Origin of the sequence: Pseudomonas sp. G2-4 (assembly GCF_030064125.1) — a bacterium.
In the GTDB taxonomy this organism is placed as follows: domain Bacteria; phylum Pseudomonadota; class Gammaproteobacteria; order Pseudomonadales; family Pseudomonadaceae; genus Aquipseudomonas.
In genome coordinates, this window is sequence record NZ_CP125957.1 from 624,864 (window position 1) to 642,529 (window position 17,666).

The following is a 17,666-nucleotide window of genomic DNA, read 5'->3' on the forward strand; positions in this document are numbered from 1 at the left end:
TGCTCAGCTATTTCGCTTTTCAGCTCTTCGATTTTGACAATGAAGCCTCGGGACATTTAAACCACAAACCCCGGGACCAGTACATGCCATCGCTGGCGGCTGGGTTGGGACCTATCAAGGGCTTTTCGCCGTGCTGATGGGGCTTTCAGGGATGCGACTGCGCCTTAAGCGGACATCGGTCCAACGTTATGTAGTGCGCGCTGCGGCATACTACATGATCAATTGCGGTTGTGAAAATTAGACTAATTGCGTCGTTCTGCGACCGACTAAAGCAGTACGGTCACGTCGGAACACGGGATGTTCTCAAAATACAGAGGGATTGTTCCAGATAAATCTACAGTTCGTACACATGTCCCGTGGCGAGGGAGCTTGCTCCCGCTTCAGTGCGCAGCACTGATCCAACCATTTTGGGACCGCTACGCGGCCCAGCGGGAGCAAGCTCCCTCGCCACGAAAGCGCGACCGTGTTGATTTTCTGCCTTGCCTATACTGTCCCTTCCATCAACAAGAGGACTGCGCCATGGACCACTTGGTCATTACTGTTTTCGCCCCGGACAAGCCCGGGCAGGTCGAGCGCATCGCCGAATGCATCGCCGAGCACGGCGGCAACTGGCTGGAAAGCCGCATGTCACGCTTGGCCGGGCAATTCGCCGGGATCCTGCGTCTCAGCGCCCCGGCCGAATCCCATGAAGAACTGATCGAAGCCTTGCACGGACTGTCAGTGCATGGCATTCGCGTGCTGATCGCAGAAACTGCAATTGAAGAGTCTTGTAACTGGAAACCCATCGCCATGGAACTGGTGGGCAATGATCGCCCAGGCATCGTCCGTGACATCACCCGCTTGTTGAGCGAGCAGGGCGTGAACGTCGAGCGACTGGTGACCCACGTGCGTCCGGCGCCGATGAGCAGTGAGTTGCTGTTTCACGCCGAAGCGGTCCTGGGCGTGCCGTTGACCCTCTCGCTGGACACCTTGCAAGAACGCCTGGAAACCCTGGCCGATGAGTTGATGGTGGAGCTCAAGCTTAGCGATGAAGCCTGACGAGGTTATCCAAGGAAAAACTGCGCCTGCCTGTGGATAACCTGTAGAGACACAGCGCCAGCCCAGGCCCGCCGGGGCTCAGCGAGCAATGATCAAAAAAGCACCAATTTTCAAGGGCTTGTGCACAAACGGCGGGGATCAGGCTGTGGATAACCTTGGGAAGGATCGATACAGGCCGCGCTAGCCGTGGCCTGTAGAGAGTTGGGTGTTTTTTGATCAGGCGCGGCGACGCATACTGACCACGGCATCGATGCTGTACACCGCAAGCCCGGCCCAGATGAACAGGAACGCCAACAAGGTGCTGGACGATAGATGCTCACCGAACAGCAGCACGGCGAGCAGCAACACCAGCGTCGGTGCGATGTACTGGAGAAACCCCAGCGTGGTGTAGGGCAAATGCCGTGCCGCGGCGTTGAAACACACCAGTGGAACCAGCGTCACGGGGCCGGCCGCCACCAGCCACCAGGCTTCGGAGGTGGTCCAGAAAGCCGCTTGGGCACTGGTGGCGGTCGGGTTGAAGAGCAACCAGGCGATGGCGATCGGCACCAGCATCCAGGTTTCCACCACCAGCCCTGGCAGCGCCTTGACCGGTGCCTGCTTGCGGATCAACCCATAGAAGCCGAAGGTCAGCGCCAGTACCAGCGATACCCAGGGCAGGCTGCCCACTTGCCAGACCTGCTGCGCCACGCCGACCGCCGCCAGCCCCACCGCCAGCCATTGCATGCGCCGCAGCCGCTCACCCAGGAGCAACATGCCCAGCAATACGTTTACCAGCGGGTTGATGTAGTAACCCAGGCTGGCTTCGAGCATGCGCTCGTTGTTCACCGCCCAGACGTAGGTCAGCCAGTTGACCGCGATCAGCGTGCCACTCAGGGCCAGGATTGCCAGCCGATTTGGATTGTCCCGAAGTTCACGCCACCAGCCGGGGTGTTTCCAGACCATCAGCAACGCCGCGCCGAACAGGGCTGACCACAGCACCCGGTGGATGATGATTTCCACGGATGGCACGCTGGCGATGGCTTTGAAGTAGATCGGGAACAGGCCCCAGATGATGTAGGCGCTCAGGCCCAGGATGTACCCGCGACGCGGGTTGGCGGCTTGCATGCAGAATCCTTGCTTAGGCAGCTCACAAAGGCGTGATTGTAAGGAGATTTGTCAGGTTGTGCTGTGAAGCTTTGTGAGGAAGTCAGCTTCACCGCAGGCCCTGTGGGAGCGAGCCTGCTCGCTCCCACAGGGGACCCGTGGCGGTCATCAGAACAGCTTCAACGGCTCTTCATTGAGCGCCGCCAATTGCTCGCGCAACGCCAATACCTGGTCGCCCCAGTAACGTTCGCTGCCGAACCACGGGAAGCTGCGGGGGAAAGCCGGGTCGTCCCAGCGTCGCGCCAGCCAGGCGCTGTAGTGCATCAGGCGCAGGGCCCGCAACGGCTCGATCAGCGCCAGCTCACGCGGGTCGAAGTCGTGGAATTCACGATAACCGTCCATCAATTCCGACAATTGCCCCAGACATTCCTGGCGATCACCGGCAAGCATCATCCACAGATCCTGCACCGCCGGGCCCATGCGGCAGTCGTCCAGGTCGACGATGTGGAACACCTCGTCGCGGCACATCATGTTGCCGGGGTGGCAGTCGCCATGCATGCGGATGTTCTGGTGGGGCGTGGTGGCGTAGACCTCTTCGACACGCTTGAGCAGATCCCTGGCCACCGATTCGTAGGCCGGTAACAGGCTGCGGGGTACGAAACCACTCGCCAGCACGGTGGCCAGCGAATCATGGCCAAAGTTTTTCACGCCCAAGGCTTCCCGATGCTCGAACGGACGGGTCGCCCCGACGGCGTGCAGGCGCCCGAGCAGTTGCCCGAGGCGATAGAGCTGATCAAGGTTGCCCGGCTCCGGTGCCCGGCCGCCACGACGGGGAAACAGGGTGAAACGAAACCCGGCGTGCTCATGCAGGCTGGCGCCGTTGTGGATCAGTGGCGCCACCACCGGCACTTCGTATTCGGCCAGTTCGAAGGTGAAGCTGTGCTCTTCCAGGATCGCTTCGTTGGTCCAGCGCTGGGGACGATAGAACTTGGCAATCAGCGGCTCGCCGTCTTCGATGCCGACCTGGTAGACACGGTTTTCGTAGCTGTTGAGGGCCAGCACACGGGCGTCGCTGAGGAAGCCAATGCTTTCAACGGCATCGAGTACCAGGTCGGGCGTGAGGGTTTCAAACGGATGAGACATGCTGACTCCTGCGCAGCGGCAGGGCTGCCGCGTCCGGCCCAGCATGGTAGCGCAGACGGAGGCAGATAGGTGGTGGCTGTGCTGATGCTATCGCGAGCAAGCTCGCTCCCACAGGGATAGCGGAACCATTGTGGGAGCGAGCTTGCTCGCGATGAGGCCCTATCAGGCGCCGATGACCCCGCCATCGTCCCGGGTAATCACCATCACCGACGAGCGCGGCTTGCCGTTGGGCAGGTGCTCGGGGAAGGTCGAGCTGCCTTTATCCCCAGGATGCTGGATGCCGATGAACAGCGTCTTATAGTCCGGCGAGAAACTGATCCCCGTGACTTCGCAGCCCACCGGCCCGACCAGGAACCGGCGGATTTCGCCGCTGTTCGGGTCGGCGCAGAGCATCTGGTTGTTGCCCATGCCGGCGAAGTCCCCGGCGTTGCTCGAATCGCCGTCGGTCTGGATCCACAACCGTCCGTCCTTGTCGAAGCCCAGGCCATCGGGGCTGTTGAACATGTTCTGGGCGTTAATGTGGGACGAACCGGCTTTCGGCGTACCGGCGTGTACCGCCGGGTTGCCGGCGACCACGAACAGATCCCAGGCGAAGGTCTTGGAGGCGTGGTCGTCGCGCTCGGTGCGCCAGCGCAGGATCTGTCCGTAGACGTTCTTGGCCCGAGGGTTCGGCCCGCCCACCGGCTGGCCGTCTTCGCCGCGCTTGGCGTTGTTGGTCAGGGTGCAATAGACCTGGCCATCCTTCGGGCTGACCACGATCCATTCCGGGCGGTCCATGCGGGTGGCACCAACGACGCTGGCGGCCAGGCGCGCATGGATCAGCACTTGGGCCTGGTCGGCGAAGCCGCTGCTGGCGTCGAGGCCGTTTTTGCCGTGGGTCAGCTCGATCCACTGGCCCTGGCCTTTTGGATGGTCCGGGTTGCCGTCACCGGCATCGAAGCGGGCGACATACAAAGTACCGTGGTCCAGAAGGTTGCGATTGGCCTTGGGGCTTTTGTGGTCGATTTTGTCCCGGCTGACGAACTTGTAAATAAATTCACCGCGCTCGTCGTCGCCCATGTACACCACGGCATGACCGTCGTTGGTCTGGGCCAGGGCAGCGTTTTCGTGTTTGAAACGGCCGAGGGCAGTGCGTTTTACCGGGGTGGATTGCGGATCGAACGGGTCGATTTCCACCACCCAGCCATGGCGATTGAGTTCGTTGGGGTTCTTCGCCAGGTCAAAACGCGGGTCGTACAGGTGCCAGTCGATCTCGCTGCTGGTGACGGTGGCGCCGTAGCGCTTCTGCGCAGCATCGAACTGCAAATCCGCCCTGCTGCTGCCGAAGCAGTCAGTGAAGTTTTCTTCGCAGGTCAGGTAAGTGCCCCATGGCGTCATGCCGTTGGCGCAGTTCTGGAAAGTCCCCAGCACTTTCTTGCCGCTTTGGTCGGCGCTGGTTTTCATCAGGTCATGGCCGGCGGCCGGGCCACTGAGTTCAATCGGCGTGTTGCCGTGGATTCTGCGGTTGTAGCGTGATTCCTGAACGAATTGCCACTGCCCGCCCTGACGCTTTATTTCAATCACCGAGACACCTTCGCTGGCCTGGGCCTTGCGCACATCCTCGGCCGACTGCGGCTGGCCGCCGTGGGCAAAGAGGTAGCGATAGTTGGTGTATTCGTTGTTGATCGCCATCAGCGCCCGATCGTTGTCGCCAGGGAACGGGAACAGGCTCATGCCGTCGTTGTTGTCGCCGAACTGCACTTCCTGTGCCTGGGCGGTGCCGTTGCCGCTGGGGTCGAATGCCGGTGCATTTTTCTGCAGCGGCTGGCCCCAACTGATCAGTACTGAGGATTTGTAGCCTGGCGGCAGTGTGAGGGTGTCCGTCGTGGCGGCGGCAATGCTGTCAAAGCCCAGCAACTTGCTGTTGCCTTCGCTCACGGCGGCGGCCAGGGCGCTGCGACTCAGCAGGTTGCCGCCCAAAAACATCGCCGCGCCGCATAGGGCGCCAGCGCCGATGAAGCCGCGTCGGCTCAGGCCGACGATTTTTTCAAGGTCGGTGGATTGGTGTTCTTCTAATAAGCTCATCTCAGGCTCCCCGCTGGTTTTGGCAGTCACCTTAATGCGGGTCGATGAAGCTTTTGTTTCAGCGCGTTATAACGGCGTGCCGAGCAGCACGTTTGTCGGTGAAAACGCCACCTGTACCGGCGAGCCGGCTTCCAGGTTCTGATCGCGCAGTCGGAGCGGATCAGCCAGGGCGCACAGCGTCTGGCCGTTGGGCAGGCCGATGCGCACTTCACTGGGACCATCTTCGGCGGCGTCGACCTGTTCGATCACGCCGCGCAATGTATTGATTCGTGATTGTTCGGCTGGCTCGACAGCGCGCAATTCCAGCCAGCCGGCCTTGATCAGGGCCACCACTTCGGTGCCGATCTCCAGCTCCAGGCGCAACGTGCTGTCGTGGGTGATCTGTGCCTCGATGACCAGGCCCCGGGCCAGCTCCAGGCGCACCCGGTCGTTGTGGCCCTGGGCCTCGATCCCCAGGACCTTGCCATGCAGTTGATTGCGGGCGCTGGTGCGCAGCATCAGGCGACTCAATAGGCCCAGATCCCCGGCGTCTTCGCTGGCTTCCAGCAATTGCGCCTGCAAGGCTTGCAGCCGTTGATACAAGCGCAACACGCGTTGGCCTTCATCCGACAGCTTGGCGCCGCCACCGCCCTTGCCGCCGACGCTGCGTTCCACCAACGGTTGGTCCGCCAGGTTGTTCAACTCGTCAATGGCATCCCAGGCCGCCTTGTAGCTCAGCCCCGCGCTCTTGGCGGCGCGGGTGATCGAGCCTTGTTCGGCGATGTGCTGCAACAGCGCGATGCGCTGTGGGCGTCGAACGATGTGCTGGGTCAGAAGTGTGGGCAATGACATGACGGACAACTGCGGCAAGGGTCGATGTTGGACGTTGGCGCCTGAGACGCGGCGCGTCAAGCTGGCTCAGCGGGTTTCGGTGTGCGGGCCAGGCAATACACATCGACCCGTGCAGCGCCAGCATCGAGCAGCAAGCGAGCGAGCGCCTGGGCGGTGGCGCCGGTGGTGAGCACATCGTCCACCAGCGCCAGGTGACGGTTGCTCAATGCCGCGCCGGGCGCCAGGGCAAAGGCCTGGCGCAGGTTTCGCCGTCGGGCCTTGGCGTCGAGTGCCTGTTGGGCGGGGGTATCCTGGATGCGCCGCAGCAGATTTTCTTCGCAAGGAATCTGCAACGGCCCGCTGAGCCAGCGGGCGAGCAAAGTCGCCTGATTGAACCCCCGTTGGCGCAAACGCCGGGCAGCCAGGGGGACCGGCACCAGCGCGTCGGGCCGCTCCACGCCTTCATCGAAATGATGCTGCAGCGACTGCGCAAGCAGATCGCCCATCAGTCGACCAAGCGGCCATTTCGCCTGGTGCTTGAAACGGGTGATCAAGCTGTCCACCGGAAAGTCGTAGGCCCAGGGTGCCAGTACCCGCTCGAAAGCGGGTGGCTGCGCGGCGCATTGTCCACAACGCAGCCCGGCCATGGGCAGCGGCAGGGCGCAAACGTCGCATTGGTCGCCAAGCCAAGGCAACTCGCTTTCGCAGGGTGTGCAGATAGGTTGGGGTGTATCAGTGGCTTCGCCACACAACAAACAGAGTTGGTTGTTTTTTGACCAGATGTAAACCGGTCCTTCGTATCGTGGTTGACAGCGCATGGCTCTTCCTTAAATATGCCGAACATCCGTGTCGCGCCTGTGGGTATTCCGTGCCCCAGGTGCCAGCCAAGCATAATCAAGGAAATGCCCATGAGCGCCAGCACCACTGCCAACCTGCGTCATGACTGGTCTTTGGCCGAAGTCAAAGCACTCTTCGTCCAGCCATTCAATGACCTGCTGTTCCAGGCGCAGACCGTGCACCGCGCGCACTTCGACGCCAACCGTGTCCAGGTTTCCACGCTGCTGTCGATCAAGACCGGCGCCTGCCCGGAAGATTGCAAATATTGTCCGCAGTCCGGCCACTACAACACCGGGCTGGAAAAGGAAAAGTTGCTGGAAGTGCAGAAGGTCCTCGAAGAGGCCGCGCGTGCCAAGGCCATTGGTTCGACCCGTTTCTGCATGGGCGCGGCCTGGAAGCATCCGTCGGCCAAGGACATGCCTTATGTGCTGGAGATGGTCAAAGGTGTGAAGGCCATGGGCCTGGAAACCTGCATGACCCTGGGTCGCCTAGACCAGGAGCAGACCGCCGCACTGGCCCAGGCCGGCCTGGACTACTACAACCACAACCTCGACACCTCGCCGGAGTTCTACGGCAGCATCATCACCACCCGTACCTACGGCGAGCGTTTGCAAACCCTGGCCTACGTGCGTGATTCGGGGATGAAAATCTGCTCCGGGGGCATCCTGGGCATGGGCGAGTCCCTGGACGACCGCGCCAACCTGCTGATCCAGCTGGCGAACCTGCCGGAGCATCCGGAGTCGGTGCCGATCAACATGTTGGTCAAGGTCGCCGGCACGCCGCTGGAGAATGCCGAAGACATCGATCCGTTCGATTTCATCCGCATGCTCGCCGTGGCGCGGATCCTGATGCCCCAGTCCCACGTGCGCCTGTCCGCCGGTCGCGAAGCGATGAACGAACAGATGCAGGCCTTGGCATTCTTTGCCGGTGCCAACTCGATTTTCTACGGTGACAAGCTGCTGACCACCGCCAACCCGCAAGCCGACAAGGATATGCAACTGTTCGCACGCCTGGGTATCCAGCCAGAAGCTCGTGAAGAACATGCCGACGAAGTGCATCAGGCGGCGATTGAACAGGCGCTGGTGGAGCAGAAGAGTAGCGAGCAGTTTTATAACGCCGCTGTTTGACCACTCACCGATTCCCCGGATTGGAATGCAAGACCCTGTGGGAGCGAGCTTGCTCGCGATGGCGGTATAACAGCCGACAGAGATGTTGAATGTAATGGCCTCATCGCGAGCAAGCTCGCTCCCACAGGAGATCTCACTCCGTCCCTAAACGGTTCACCCCGAGGCCTGCATGCCCTTCGATCTCGCCGCACGCCTGGCTGCCCGTCGTGCCGAAAACCTCTACCGCCAGCGCCCGTTGCTCGAAAGCCCGCAGGGGCCGGAAGTGGTGGTGGACGGCCAGCCGTTGCTGGCGTTCTGCAACAACGATTACCTGGGCCTGGCCAATCATCCGCAAGTGATCGAAGCCTGGCGCGCCGGCGCGGTGCGGTGGGGCGTCGGTGGCGGCGCGTCCCATCTGGTGATCGGCCACAGCAGTCCTCATCACGCCCTGGAAGAAGCCTTGGCCGACCTGACTGATCGTCCACGGGCGTTGCTGTTCACCACCGGTTACATGGCCAACCTCGGCGCTGTCACCGCGCTGGTAGGGCAGGGCGACACAGTGCTGGAAGACCGGCTCAATCACGCCTCGTTGCTCGACGCCGGACTGTTGTCCGGTGCGCGTTTCAACCGTTATCTGCATAACGACGCCCAGAGCTTGGCCAACCGCCTGGAGAAAGCCACCGGCAATACCCTGGTGGTCACCGATGGCGTGTTCAGCATGGACGGCGATATCGCCGATCTGCCGGCCCTGGCCCGTGCCGCCAAGGCCAAGGGCGCCTGGCTGATGGTCGATGATGCCCACGGTTTCGGCCCGCTGGGGGCCAATGGCGGCGGTATCGTCGAGCATTTCGGCTTGAGCCAGGATGACGTGCCGGTATTGGTCGGCACCCTGGGCAAGGCCTTCGGCACCGCCGGGGCCTTTGTGGCCGGCAGTGAAGAACTGATCGAGAGCCTGATCCAGTTCGCCCGTCCCTACATCTATACCACCAGCCAACCGCCGGCCCTGGCCTGCGCGACCCTCAAGAGTCTTGAACTGCTGCGCAGCGAACATTGGCGACGTGAGCATTTGCAGGTGCTGATTCGTCAGTTCCGCCAGGGCGCCGAGCAGATTGGCCTGCACTTGATGGACAGCTTCACGCCGATCCAGCCGATCCTGATCGGCGATGCGGGGCGGGCGATGCGCTTGTCGCAGATGTTGCGCGAGCGCGGACTGATGGTCACCGCGATCCGTCCGCCGACGGTGCCGGCCGGCAGCGCCCGGTTGCGCGTCACCCTGACCGCCGCCCACAGCGAAGCCCAAGTGCAACGATTGTTAAGTACGCTGGCGGAGTGTTTTGCCCAACTGGGACCGGAGCCAAGCCATGCGTGATCGACTGATATTGTTGCCTGGTTGGGGCTTGGGCGTGTCGCCACTGGAGCCGCTGGCGGCAGCGCTGCAAGGCCTCGACGAACACCTGCGGGTGGAAATCGAGCCGTTGCCGGCGTTGGCATCGAGTGATCCCAATGAATGGCTCGAAGAGTTGGACGCCTCCGTGCCTCAGGACGCCTGGCTGGGTGGCTGGTCCCTGGGCGGCATGCTGGCCTCGGCGCTGGCGGCGCGGCGGGGCGAGCGTTGCTGCGGTCTGCTGACCCTGGCGAGCAATCCGTCCTTCGTCGCCCATGAGCAATGGCCGAGCGCGATGGCCGGCGAAACCTTCGAAGGCTTTCTCGCCGGATGCGCTGGCGATCCACGCCAGACCCTCAAGCGTTTCAGTTTGTTGTGCGCCCAGGGCTGCAGCGATCCGCGGGGGTTGTCGCGGTTGCTGCTGGCCGGTGCGCCGAATACTTCGCCGGAGGTGTTGATGGCCGGGCTCGAGGTGCTGGCGCAACTGGACACCCGCCAGGCGTTGCAGAGTTTTCGTGGCCCGCAACTGCATCTGTTTGCCGGGCTCGATGCCCTGGTACCGGCTGAAGCCGCGGGTGAGTTGCTGGTATTGCTGCCAGATGTCGAAATCGGCCTGATCGAACAGGCCAGTCATGGATTTCTTCTGGAAGATCCCCACGGTGTGGCGGGGGCGATCCAGGCTTTTTTGCATGAGTCCGGTGATGACTGATCTATCCCTGCCCAAATTGCCCGGCGCCTTGCCCGACAAGCGCCAGGTGGCGGCCTCGTTTTCCCGGGCCGCGGCCAGCTATGACAGCGTGGCCGAGCTGCAACGCGATGTAGGCCAGCAATTGCTGGCGCGCTTGCCTGTCTCACCTGTTCCGGGGCGATGGATGGACCTGGGCTGCGGCACCGGTTATTTCACCCGGGCGTTGGGCGCGCGCTTTGGCGAGGCGACCGGCCTGGCGCTGGATATCGCCGAAGGCATGCTCAACCACGCTCGTCCCCAGGGCGGAGCGGCGCATTTCGTCGCCGGCGATGCCGAGCGCTTGCCCATGCAAGCGTCGAGCTGCGACCTGGTGTTCTCCAGCCTGGCGGTGCAGTGGTGTGCAGACTTCACTTCGGTGTTAAGCGAGGCCCATCGTGTATTGAAACCAGGTGGCGTATTTGCCTTTACCAGCCTTTGCGTCGGCACGTTGTACGAGTTGCGTGACAGCTGGCGCCAGGTGGACGGCCTGGTGCACGTCAACCGTTTCCGCCCGTTCGAGACTTACCAACAACTGTGTGCGAACAGTGGGTTGAAGGTTGTCAGCCTGGAAAATTGTCCCCATGTGTTGCATTACCCCGATGTGCGCGGGCTGACCCACGAACTGAAAGCCCTGGGCGCCCACAATCTGAATCCCGGGCGGCCCGGCGGGTTGACGGGCAGGGCGCGGATCCTGGCGTTGGTTCAAGCCTACGAACAGTTCCGGCAGGCGCAGGGGCTGCCCGCGACCTATCAGGTGGTCTACGCCGTCTTGGAGAAACCGCTATGAACCAGGCCTATTTCATTACCGGCACTGACACCGACGTGGGCAAGACCACCGTTGCGGCCGGTCTATTGCACGCTGCGCGCCAGGCCGGCATGAGCACCGCTGCCGGCAAGCCTGTGGCTTCTGGTTGCGAGGTGACGCCCAAGGGCCTGCGCAATGCCGATGCATTGGCGCTGCTGGCCGAGTGCTCGGTGCCGCTTGAGTACGCGCAGGTCAATCCAGTCGCGTTCGAGCCGGCCATCGCGCCTCACTTGGCCGCTCGGGAAGCTGGCGTGGCGCTGACGGTGCAGTCGTTGCTGGGCCCGATGCGTGGCGTGTTGGCCCTGAAGGCTGATTTCACCCTGATCGAGGGCGCGGGCGGCTGGCGCGTGCCGCTGGCCGATCAGGCCAATCTCTCTGACCTGGCCATGGCCCTGGGCCTGCCGGTGATCCTGGTGGTGGGTGTACGCCTGGGCTGCATCAGCCACGCGCTGCTGACCGCCGAGGCCATTGCCCGGGACGGCTTGCAGCTCGCTGGTTGGGTGGCGAACATCATTGATCCCAAGACATCGCGCCTGGAAGAAAACCTCGCCACCCTGGCCGAGCGCCTCCCTGCGCCGTGTCTGGGGCGCGTGCCGAGAATCAAAAACGTGGCCGCCGACATCGTGGCCGAGCATCTGCACCTGGATTTACTGGACTAATATCCCGGGCGAAGGTTTTCACTATGACCAGGCACTGTGCCATTAGTGTTTTTGTCGGGTCTTTTCCCCTGGCTTCTGATTCAATGGCCACTGTCGACCCTTCAAGAAGACGAGCTCTGCCATGGAAATCTCAGGAAACACCGCGTTCTATGCCGGTCTGAGCACTATTCAGACAGGGCAGAACCGCGTCGATCAAGCGTCCAGCCAGATCGCCAACACCACGCTCGAGCGCTCGGTGACCAGCCAGTCGTCCGAAGTTCAGGTCGATCGCCTGCGTTCTGTGGACCGTAGCCAGCAATCGGACCTGTCCAGCAACATGGTCGATATGGCCCAAGGCAAGTTCCAGGTGCAGTTGGGCGTCAACGTCGCCAAGGCAGCCGACGAAATGCTCGGGACGTTGATTGATACCTTTGCCTGATCAGTATTTTCCAGACTTGCAAAAACGCCGCGATTATTCGCGGCGTTTTTGTCTCTAACGTCTTCTTGCTCAACTAATCTTTTCCTACGCGCATTGCGGATCCTTCACCGTAGTGGATTTCCTGTGTCCGACATTTTTTGCCGACTGATGACGAACGGCAAAAGATCGGCCCTTGACAAGATTTGAGCGTAAACGTATGTTTCAAACAACTGTTTGATCGCTACAACAAATCCACGCGGTCGCTCATTCCCGGTTACATCAGCAGAGGTTTATCGCTATGCCTGACTACAAGGCCCCCTTGCGTGATATTCGCTTCGTTCGTGACGAACTGCTCGGTTACGAGGCGCATTATCAGAGCCTTCCGGCTTGCCAGGACGCAACGCCAGACATGGTTGACGCCATTCTCGAAGAAGGCGCCAAGTTTTGTGAGCAGGTGCTGGCGCCGCTGAACCGCGTGGGCGACATCGAGGGGTGCACCTGGAGCGAGTCCGGCGTGAAAACCCCGACCGGTTTCAAGGAAGCCTACAAGCAATTCGTCGAAGGCGGCTGGCCAAGCCTGGCCCATGACGTCGAGCACGGCGGTCAAGGCCTGCCGGAGTCCCTGGGCCTGGCCGTCAGCGAGATGGTCGGCGAAGCCAACTGGTCGTGGGGCATGTACCCGGGCCTGTCCCATGGCGCGATGAACACCATTTCCGAACACGGAACGCCTGAGCAGCAAGAGGCTTACCTGACCAAGCTGGTGTCCGGCGAATGGACCGGCACCATGTGCCTGACCGAACCGCACTGCGGCACTGACCTGGGCATGCTGCGCACCAAGGCCGAGCCTCAGGCCGACGGTTCCTACAAGGTTTCCGGCACCAAGATTTTCATTTCGGCCGGCGAACACGACATGGCCGACAACATCGTCCATATCGTCCTGGCACGCCTGCCGGACGCACCGGCCGGTACCAAGGGCATTTCGCTGTTCATCGTTCCAAAGTTCCTGCCTAACGCCGACGGCTCCATCGACCAGCGTAACGCAGTGAGCTGCGGTTCCCTGGAACACAAGATGGGCATCCACGGCAACGCGACCTGTGTGATGAACTTCGACGCGGCCACCGGTTTCCTGATCGGCCCGGCGAACAAAGGCCTGAACTGCATGTTCACCTTCATGAACACCGCACGCCTGGGCACCGCGCTGCAAGGCTTGGCCCACGCCGAAATCGGTTTCCAGGGTGGCCTGAAATACGCCCGCGACCGCCTGCAAATGCGTTCCCTGACCGGCCCGAAAGCACCGGAAAAGGCCGCCGACCCAATCATCGTGCACCCAGACGTGCGTCGCATGCTGCTGACCATGAAGGCCTTCGCCGAAGGTAACCGGGCGATGGTCTACTTCACCGCCAAGCAGGTCGACATCGTCAAATACGGTGTGGACGAAGAAGAGAAGAAAAAAGCCGATGCGCTGCTGGCGTTCATGACGCCAATCGCCAAGGCGTTCATGACCGAAGTCGGCTTCGAATCGGCCAACCATGGCGTACAGATCTACGGCGGCCACGGCTTCATCGCCGAGTGGGGCATGGAGCAGAACGTTCGCGACAGCCGTATCTCGATGCTGTACGAAGGCACCACCGGCATCCAGGCCCTCGACCTGCTGGGCCGCAAAGTGCTGATGACCCAGGGCGAGGCACTCAAGGGCTTCACCAAGATCGTCCACAAGTTCTGCCAGGGCAACGAAGGCAACGAAGCGGTCAAGGAGTTCGTAGAACCCCTGGCTGCGCTGAACAAGGAATGGGGCGAGCTGACCATGAAGGTCGGTATGGCGGCCATGAAAGATCGCGAGGAAGTCGGCGCGGCGTCGGTGGACTACCTGATGTACTCCGGTTACGCCTGCCTGGCCTATTTCTGGGCTGACATGGCGCGCCTGGCAGCGGAAAAACTCGCCGCCGGCACCACCGAGGAGGCGTTCTACACCGCCAAGCTGCAGACCGCGCGCTTCTACTTCCAGCGCATCCTGCCGCGCACGCGTACCCACGTGGCAACCATGCTGTCGGGCGCCAACAACCTGATGGACATGAAAGAAGAGAACTTCGCACTGGGCTACTAAGCCTTAAGCGGTTCTTCACAAGCCGCTGCTTCCCTCGGGAGCAGCGGCTTTTTTCATGTCCGCACACCCCCCCTGTGGGAGCGAGCTTGCTCGCGATGACGGCGGTACATTCGGCATTACTGTCAGCAGAAGTACCGCTATCGCGAGCAAGCTCGCTCCCACAGGAGTGCTCGAAGTTCGTGAAACAACATTCATCCAACAAAGCACTAAGAAAACATCCCCTCCTGCCGTTACAGGGATGGCAGTGTGACATCGGTCACATCTCCAGTGCCTAACGCCTCAATAGCAGGCACAATGCCATCTTTGCTTGCCCGGTCGGAGCTTTTACCCTTGCCGCGTTCTTCCGCTGTACGTTTCAGCCATTTCCTACCGTCATTGTTGCTGTTGCTGGCAGGGCTCGCGGCTGCCTACGTCAAGGATCTCAACGTTTTCTTCACTTCGCTGTTCAACGTTCTTCCTACGCTGGTGTTGCTGCTGGGCGGTGCGTATTGCGCGGTCTATCGTCGACAACGTGAACTGTTCCTGATGGTCACGGTGTACATCGCCTACTTTTTGCTGGACACCCAGACCGACTTCTATCGCGACAACGGCAAGGTGCGTGAAGATGCGGCGGTGGTGTTCCACCTTGTCTGCCTGCTGCTGCCGCTGCTGTTCGGGCTGTTCGCGGCGTGGCAGGAGCGCACCCACCTGTTCCAGGACATGGTGGCGCGCTTCGCGGTGTTGCTGGCCTTTGGCAGTGTGGCGCTGGCCCTGGAGCAGAGTTTCCCCCAGGCGCTGCTGTTGTGGCTCTCGGAGATCCGCTGGCCGGCGTTGCATGGCGCCTGGATGAGCCTGATTCAACTGTCCTACCCGGTATTCATCGCAGTGTTTGTATTGCTGGCCTGGCAATACTGGCGCAATCCCCGCCCCTTGCACGCCGCGCAATTGGTGGGGTTACTGGGGGTGTTCTGGATGCTGCCGAAAACCTTCATCCTGCCGTTCACCCTGAACATCATGTGCAGCCAGGTGATGCTGATGATCGCCACTGCGGTCGCCCATGAGGCCTATCAAATGGCCTTCCGTGACGAGTTGACCGGTCTGCCGGGGCGGCGGGCGCTGAATGAACGCATGCAGCGCCTGGGCCGCAATTATGTGTTGGCGATGAGCGACGTGGACCACTTCAAGAAATTCAACGACACCCACGGCCACGACGTGGGCGACCAGGTGTTGCGCCTGGTCGCCAGCAAACTGTCGAAGATCGGCGGTGGCGGTAGGGCGTATCGCTACGGCGGTGAGGAATTCGCGCTGGTGTTTGCCGGCAAAACCATCGATGAGTGCATGCCCCATCTGGAAGTCATCCGCCAATCCATCGAGACGTACAGCATTCAGTTGCGCAATCCCGACAATCGTCCCCAGGATGATCAGCAAGGCCGCCAGCGTCGCGCCGGGGCCGGTGCGTCCAGTGTCTCGGTGACGGTCAGCATCGGCGTCGCGGAACGCCTCGAGCAACGCACTCCCGAAGAAGTGCTCAAGTCCGCCGACCAGGCGCTCTATAACGCCAAGGGCGCGGGGCGTAACTGTGTGATTGCCTTTGGGCAGCACCGCCGTGGCGCGGTGCGCATGGACGCCGCCGCGGGTTGAGTGATGACGGCGCATTCAGCGGCTGGACTGTGATTGTGGGCCTCGGTAGCCGGCAGTAGGTTGGAACGATCTGCTACCGGAGAAAACCACCATGCCCGAGTACAAAGCCCCGCTGCGCGACATGCGCTTTCTGATCGATCACGTCTTCGATTTCCATGGCCGCTATGCCGAGCTGGGCGCCAACGATGCCAGCCCGGACATGGTCAGCGCGATCCTCGAGGAAGGCGCCAAACTCTGTGAGAACGTGCTGGCGCCGCTCAATCGCCCCGGTGACGAAGAAGGTTGCCATTTCGACAACGGCGTCGTCACCACACCTTCAGGTTTCAAGCAGGCTTTCGCTCAATACGTGGAGGGCGGCTGGCACGGGTTGGCGGCGGATCCGGCCTATGGTGGCCAGGGCCTGCCCAGCTCCCTGGGCCTGGTCATCAGCGAGATGATCGGCTCCAGCAACACGTCCTGGGGCATGTACCCGGGCCTGACCCACGGCGCCATGTCGGCCATTCATGCCCATGGCACCGACGCGCAGAAACAGACCTACCTGAGCAAACTCACCGCCGGTCAGTGGACCGGCACCATGTGCCTGACCGAAGCCCACTGCGGCACCGACCTGGGCATCATCAAGACCCGCGCCGTGCCCCAGGCCGATGGCAGCTACGCGATCTCCGGCAGCAAGATCTTCATTTCCGCCGGCGAGCACGACATGAGCGACAACATCATCCACCTGGTGCTGGCCAAGCTGCCGGACGCCCCCGCCGGGACCAAAGGTATTTCGCTGTTCATCGTGCCCAAGTTCCTGCCCGACACCAGTGGCGAGGCGGGGGCGCGCAATGGCGTTGCTTGCGGTTCGATCGAACACAAAATGGGCATCAAGGCATCGGCCACCTGTGTGCTGAATTTTGATGACGCCAAGGGCTTTCTGATCGGCGAGCCGAACAAGGGCTTGAACTGCATGTTCACCATGATGAACCACGCCCGTCTCGGCACCGGCATGCAGGGCCTGTGTCTGGGGGAGGCGAGCTTCCAAGGCGCCATCAAATACGCCAATGACCGTTTGCAGATGCGCGCGTTGACCGGCCCCAAGGCGCCTGAAAAGGCCGCCGACCCGATCATCGTCCATCCCGATGTACGCAGGATGCTGTTGACCATGAAAGCCTTCAACGAAGGCAATCGGGCGCTGACGTATTTCACCGCGCAACTGCTGGACACTGCGCACCTGAGCCCGGACGAAACCGCCCGCCAAGAGGCTGAAGACCTGCTGGCGTTCCTCACCCCGATCTGCAAGGCCTTCATGACCGACACCGGGCTGGAGGTGACCAACCACGGCATGCAGGTGTTCGGCGGACACGGGTTTATCCGCGAATGGGGCATGGAGCAACTGGTGCGCGATTGCCGCATCGCGCCGATCTATGAAGGCACCAACGGCATCCAGGCCTTGGATTTACTAGGGCGCAAGGTGCTGGGCAGCCAGGGCAAGTTGCTGCGGGGTTTCACCAAAATCGTCCATAAATTCTGCGCTGCGAATGCCGGACATCCGCAGCTCAAGGATTACGTTGCGCAACTCAACGAACTCAACCAGCAATGGGGCGAGCTGACCACTCGGGTGGGCATGGCCGCCATGAAGAATCCGGATGAAGTCGGTGCCGCCTCCGTGGATTATTTGATGTACAGCGGTTACATCATCCTGGCCTACCTGTGGCTGCGCATGGCCTTGGTGGCCCAGTCGCAACTCGACAGCGATGACGGTGATGCAGATTTCTGCAGGGCTAAACTCGCGACCTGTGAGTTCTACTTCAAGCGCCTGCTGCCACGTACGACCGCCCATCGTGCCGCTGTCGAGGCTGGGAGCGACTGCCTGATGAAGCTGCCGGCAGCGTTGTTTGCCCTCTGAC

Annotated in this window: 15 protein-coding genes; 10 read left to right on the top strand and 5 right to left on the bottom strand. The window is 61.7% G+C overall.

The window, feature by feature from the left end:
* The first annotated feature begins 519 nt into the window (after positions 1 to 519).
* Positions 520 to 1,038 (top strand): glycine cleavage system transcriptional repressor, encoded by a 519-nt coding sequence (locus tag QNH97_RS02735; RefSeq protein WP_283555494.1) that lies wholly within the window; start codon positions 520 to 522, stop codon positions 1,036 to 1,038.
* Between the two features lie 216 nt (positions 1,039 to 1,254).
* Here the strand turns inward: QNH97_RS02735 and rarD are convergent, their stop codons facing one another.
* From rarD to QNH97_RS02760, 5 genes are all read right to left on the bottom strand, one after another.
* The gene (rarD, locus tag QNH97_RS02740; RefSeq protein WP_283555495.1) at positions 1,255 to 2,142 is read right to left on the bottom strand and encodes an EamA family transporter RarD; all 888 of its coding nucleotides are present in this window, start codon (positions 2,140 to 2,142) and stop codon (positions 1,255 to 1,257) included.
* A gap of 147 nt (positions 2,143 to 2,289) precedes the next feature.
* A complete protein-coding gene (locus QNH97_RS02745) occupies positions 2,290 to 3,264 on the bottom strand; it encodes a serine/threonine protein kinase (RefSeq protein WP_283555496.1) in 975 nt (324 codons plus the stop codon).
* Between the two features lie 162 nt (positions 3,265 to 3,426).
* The gene (locus QNH97_RS02750; protein WP_283555497.1) at positions 3,427 to 5,328 is read right to left on the bottom strand and encodes a PhoX family protein; all 1,902 of its coding nucleotides are present in this window, start codon (positions 5,326 to 5,328) and stop codon (positions 3,427 to 3,429) included.
* A gap of 66 nt (positions 5,329 to 5,394) precedes the next feature.
* Complete coding sequence (locus tag QNH97_RS02755) at positions 5,395 to 6,159, bottom strand: TOBE domain-containing protein (protein ID WP_283555498.1); 765 nt, start codon at positions 6,157 to 6,159, stop codon at positions 5,395 to 5,397.
* A gap of 56 nt (positions 6,160 to 6,215) precedes the next feature.
* Positions 6,216 to 6,956: a ComFC family protein gene (locus tag QNH97_RS02760; protein WP_283555499.1), complete on the bottom strand. Its 741-nt coding sequence runs from the start codon at positions 6,954 to 6,956 to the stop codon at positions 6,216 to 6,218.
* 90 nt (positions 6,957 to 7,046) lie between these two features.
* Between QNH97_RS02760 and bioB the strand changes: the two genes are divergently transcribed.
* The 9 genes from bioB to QNH97_RS02805 all read left to right on the top strand — a co-directional run bounded on the left by bioB (position 7,047) and on the right by QNH97_RS02805 (position 17,665).
* Complete coding sequence (bioB, locus tag QNH97_RS02765; protein WP_283555500.1) at positions 7,047 to 8,102, top strand: biotin synthase BioB; 1,056 nt, start codon at positions 7,047 to 7,049, stop codon at positions 8,100 to 8,102.
* A gap of 169 nt (positions 8,103 to 8,271) precedes the next feature.
* The gene (bioF, locus tag QNH97_RS02770) at positions 8,272 to 9,450 is read left to right on the top strand and encodes an 8-amino-7-oxononanoate synthase (RefSeq protein WP_283555501.1); all 1,179 of its coding nucleotides are present in this window, start codon (positions 8,272 to 8,274) and stop codon (positions 9,448 to 9,450) included.
* Positions 9,443 to 10,174: an alpha/beta fold hydrolase gene (locus tag QNH97_RS02775; protein ID WP_283555502.1), complete on the top strand. Its 732-nt coding sequence runs from the start codon at positions 9,443 to 9,445 to the stop codon at positions 10,172 to 10,174. The genes bioF and QNH97_RS02775 overlap by 8 nt, the downstream gene beginning before the upstream one ends.
* Positions 10,167 to 10,979 carry a malonyl-ACP O-methyltransferase BioC gene (bioC, locus tag QNH97_RS02780; protein WP_283555503.1) on the top strand — a complete coding sequence of 271 codons (813 nt, stop codon included), beginning with the start codon at positions 10,167 to 10,169 and terminating at the stop codon, positions 10,977 to 10,979. Before QNH97_RS02775 ends, bioC begins: the two co-directional genes overlap by 8 nt.
* Positions 10,976 to 11,656, top strand: a complete 681-nt coding sequence (gene bioD / locus QNH97_RS02785) for a dethiobiotin synthase (RefSeq protein WP_283555504.1) — start codon at positions 10,976 to 10,978, stop codon at positions 11,654 to 11,656. Before bioC ends, bioD begins: the two co-directional genes overlap by 4 nt.
* Before the next feature lie 121 nt (positions 11,657 to 11,777).
* Positions 11,778 to 12,074 (top strand): pyrroloquinoline quinone biosynthesis protein PqqE, encoded by a 297-nt coding sequence (locus QNH97_RS02790; RefSeq protein ID WP_283555505.1) that lies wholly within the window; start codon positions 11,778 to 11,780, stop codon positions 12,072 to 12,074.
* Between the two features lie 277 nt (positions 12,075 to 12,351).
* Entirely contained in the window at positions 12,352 to 14,157 is a 1,806-nt protein-coding gene (locus QNH97_RS02795) for a phenylacyl-CoA dehydrogenase (protein ID WP_283555506.1), read from the top strand.
* A gap of 330 nt (positions 14,158 to 14,487) precedes the next feature.
* Positions 14,488 to 15,777 carry a GGDEF domain-containing protein gene (locus tag QNH97_RS02800; RefSeq protein ID WP_283555507.1) on the top strand — a complete coding sequence of 430 codons (1,290 nt, stop codon included), beginning with the start codon at positions 14,488 to 14,490 and terminating at the stop codon, positions 15,775 to 15,777.
* 91 nt (positions 15,778 to 15,868) lie between these two features.
* On the top strand, positions 15,869 to 17,665 hold the full coding sequence (locus QNH97_RS02805; RefSeq protein WP_283555508.1) for an acyl-CoA dehydrogenase C-terminal domain-containing protein: 1,797 nt from the start codon (positions 15,869 to 15,871) through the stop codon (positions 17,663 to 17,665).
* Position 17,666 lies beyond the last annotated feature (1 nt).

Bases quoted from the DNA above. Each gene is read 5' to 3' on its own strand.
- QNH97_RS02735 (WP_283555494.1), top strand. From the start codon at position 520: ATGGACCACTTGGTCATTACTGTTTTCGCCCCGGACAAGCCCGGGCAG.
- rarD (WP_283555495.1), bottom strand. From the start codon at position 2,142: ATGCAAGCCGCCAACCCGCGTCGCGGGTACATCCTGGGCCTGAGCGCC.
- QNH97_RS02745 (WP_283555496.1), bottom strand. From the start codon at position 3,264: ATGTCTCATCCGTTTGAAACCCTCACGCCCGACCTGGTACTCGATGCC.
- QNH97_RS02750 (WP_283555497.1), bottom strand. From the start codon at position 5,328: ATGAGCTTATTAGAAGAACACCAATCCACCGACCTTGAAAAAATCGTC.
- QNH97_RS02755 (WP_283555498.1), bottom strand. From the start codon at position 6,159: ATGTCATTGCCCACACTTCTGACCCAGCACATCGTTCGACGCCCACAG.
- QNH97_RS02760 (WP_283555499.1), bottom strand. From the start codon at position 6,956: ATGCGCTGTCAACCACGATACGAAGGACCGGTTTACATCTGGTCAAAA.
- bioB (WP_283555500.1), top strand. From the start codon at position 7,047: ATGAGCGCCAGCACCACTGCCAACCTGCGTCATGACTGGTCTTTGGCC.
- bioF (WP_283555501.1), top strand. From the start codon at position 8,272: ATGCCCTTCGATCTCGCCGCACGCCTGGCTGCCCGTCGTGCCGAAAAC.
- QNH97_RS02775 (WP_283555502.1), top strand. From the start codon at position 9,443: ATGCGTGATCGACTGATATTGTTGCCTGGTTGGGGCTTGGGCGTGTCG.
- bioC (WP_283555503.1), top strand. From the start codon at position 10,167: ATGACTGATCTATCCCTGCCCAAATTGCCCGGCGCCTTGCCCGACAAG.
- bioD (WP_283555504.1), top strand. From the start codon at position 10,976: ATGAACCAGGCCTATTTCATTACCGGCACTGACACCGACGTGGGCAAG.
- QNH97_RS02790 (WP_283555505.1), top strand. From the start codon at position 11,778: ATGGAAATCTCAGGAAACACCGCGTTCTATGCCGGTCTGAGCACTATT.
- QNH97_RS02795 (WP_283555506.1), top strand. From the start codon at position 12,352: ATGCCTGACTACAAGGCCCCCTTGCGTGATATTCGCTTCGTTCGTGAC.
- QNH97_RS02805 (WP_283555508.1), top strand. From the start codon at position 15,869: ATGCCCGAGTACAAAGCCCCGCTGCGCGACATGCGCTTTCTGATCGAT.